Origin of the sequence: Mesorhizobium sp. M7A.F.Ca.ET.027.02.1.1 (genome assembly GCF_004022985.1) — a bacterium.
Taxonomy (GTDB): Bacteria; Pseudomonadota; Alphaproteobacteria; order Rhizobiales; family Rhizobiaceae; genus Mesorhizobium.
The window spans coordinates 1-2,139 of sequence record NZ_RZOL01000647.1; the positions used below are offsets into that span (position 1 = coordinate 1).

1 protein-coding gene and 1 pseudogene are annotated in these 2,139 nt (G+C 62.0%); both read right to left on the reverse strand.

Annotation, left to right across the window (positions count from 1 at the left end; genetic code table 11):
* On the reverse strand, positions 1 to 1,878 hold a 1,878-nt coding region (locus EN749_RS34655; RefSeq protein ID WP_128364862.1), incomplete at its 3' end, for an FAD-dependent monooxygenase.
* A gap of 141 nt (positions 1,879 to 2,019) precedes the next feature.
* Positions 2,020 to 2,139: pseudogene (locus EN749_RS39210) on the reverse strand (glyoxalase); the annotation flags it as partial.

The following is a 2,139-nucleotide window of genomic DNA, read 5'->3' on the forward strand; positions in this document are numbered from 1 at the left end:
GTCATTGGCCGAAATGCGCACCGAGATCGGCTTCTCCGCCCGCCAGGCAGCGCGCACCGCGCGGAAGATTTCGAGGGGATAGCGCATCCGATTGTCAAGCGAACCGCCATATTCATCCGTGCGCCGGTTGGTGACCGGCGTGATGAAGGACGACAAGAGATAGCCATGCGCAGCGTGGATCTCGAGCATGTCGAAGCCGCAACGATCGGCCATCTCGGCCGAAGCCACGAATTCGTCGCGCACGCGGTCCATGTCGGCGCGATCCATCGCCTTCGGCACCTGATTCTGCGGCGACCACGCCACGGCTGAGGCCGCCATCACCGGCCAGTTGTCTGAGACCAGCGGCACGTCGGTGCCCTCCCAGCCGAGCCGGGTCGAACCTTTGGCGCCGGAATGGCCGATCTGGGCGCAGATCTTGGCTTCGGTTTCGGTATGGACGAAGTCGACCAGCCGCTTCCACGCCACCTCATGTTCGGGCGCATAGAAACCGGGACAACCAGGCGTGATGCGGCCTTCCGGGCTGACGCAGGTCATCTCGATATAGATGAGGCCGGCGCCGCCCTTGGCCCGCTCGGCATAATGGGTGAAATGCCAGTCGGTCGGACAGCCGTCGACGGCCTTGTACTGCGCCATCGGCGAGACGACGACGCGGTTCTGCAGCCTCATGTCGCGCAGCTTGAACGGCGCGAACATCGGCGCGCGGCGCAGGTTGTTGCCGCCGGCACCCGCCTGGCGCTGGAACCATTCTTCGGCGCTTTCAAGCCATTCGGCATCGCGCAGCCGCAGATTCTCGTGACTGATACGCTGCGAGCGGGTCAAAAGCGAATAGTTGAACTGCACCGGATCGAGGCCGAGATAGCGCTCGACCTCCTCGAACCATTCGAGCGAATTGCGCGCCGCCGATTGCAGCTTCAGCACCTCGGTGCGGCGGGCATCCTCATATCTACGGAAGGCGGCGTCGAGGTCCGGCTCGGTTTCGACATACTCGGCCAGAGCCACGGCACTTTCCAGGGCCAGCTTGGTGCCGGAGCCGATCGAGAAATGCGCTGAGGCCGCCGCATCGCCCATCAGTGCCAGATTCTTGTACGACCAGCGCTCGCACAGCACGCGCGGAAAATTGATCCAGGCGGAACCACGGATATGGTTGGCATTGGTCATCAGCGCGTGGCCGCCGAGGTGTTTTTCGAAGATCCGCTCACAAAGGGCGATCGATTCCTGCTGCGACATCGCGCCGAAGCCGAAGGCAGCCCAGGTCTGTTCGCTGCACTCGACGATGAAGGTCGCGGTGTCGCTGTCGAACTGGTAGGCGTGCGCCCACACCCAGCCATGCTCGGTCTTCTCGAAGATAAAGGTGAAGGCGTCGTCGAACTTCTGGTTGGTGCCGAGCCAGACGAACTTGCATTTGCGGGTGTCGATGTCGGGCTTGAAGATGTCACCGAAACTGTTGCGCGCCCTGGAGTTCAGGCCGTCGGCCGCGACAACCAGATCATGCGTCTCCATGTAGGGCTTGGGATCTGCAATGTCGGTCTCGAACATCAGCTTGACGCCGAGTTCGCGCGCCCGGCGCTGCAGCAGGACCAGCAGCCGCTTGCGGCCGATGCCGCAGAAACCGTGACCTGACGAGACCGTGCGCACGCCGTCATGGATGACGGCGATGTCGTCCCAGTAGGCAAAGTGCTTCTTGATCCAGACAGCGCTGACCGGGTCGTTTTTCGACAGATTGTCGAGCGTCTCGGCCGACAGCACGACGCCCCAGCCGAACGTGTCGTCGGCGCGGTTGCGCTCGAACACCGTCACATCGTGCGCGGCGTCCCTCAGCTTCATCGAAATGGCAAAGTAGAGGCCGGCTGGTCCGCCGCCGAGAACCGCAACCTTCATGTCTGCGATCTCCTCTTCGCTTGCTGGAGTTCAGTATCGCGCCGGCAACAAGATATTTCAAGCTTAAAGTTTTATATCAAAACGATTATCCTGACATGGCGAAAGCGCGCCTGCGTGTCATCGCGCAAGCGCGCTGCCGGATCACTTTTCCGGGTTCTTCGGGCTCCACAGCACCGTCTCGGCGTCCTTCTCATAGGCCATGCCATCGGGATAGCTGATCGCTTCCAGTTGCAGTCCCCACGGCGCCTGGAAATAGAGGAT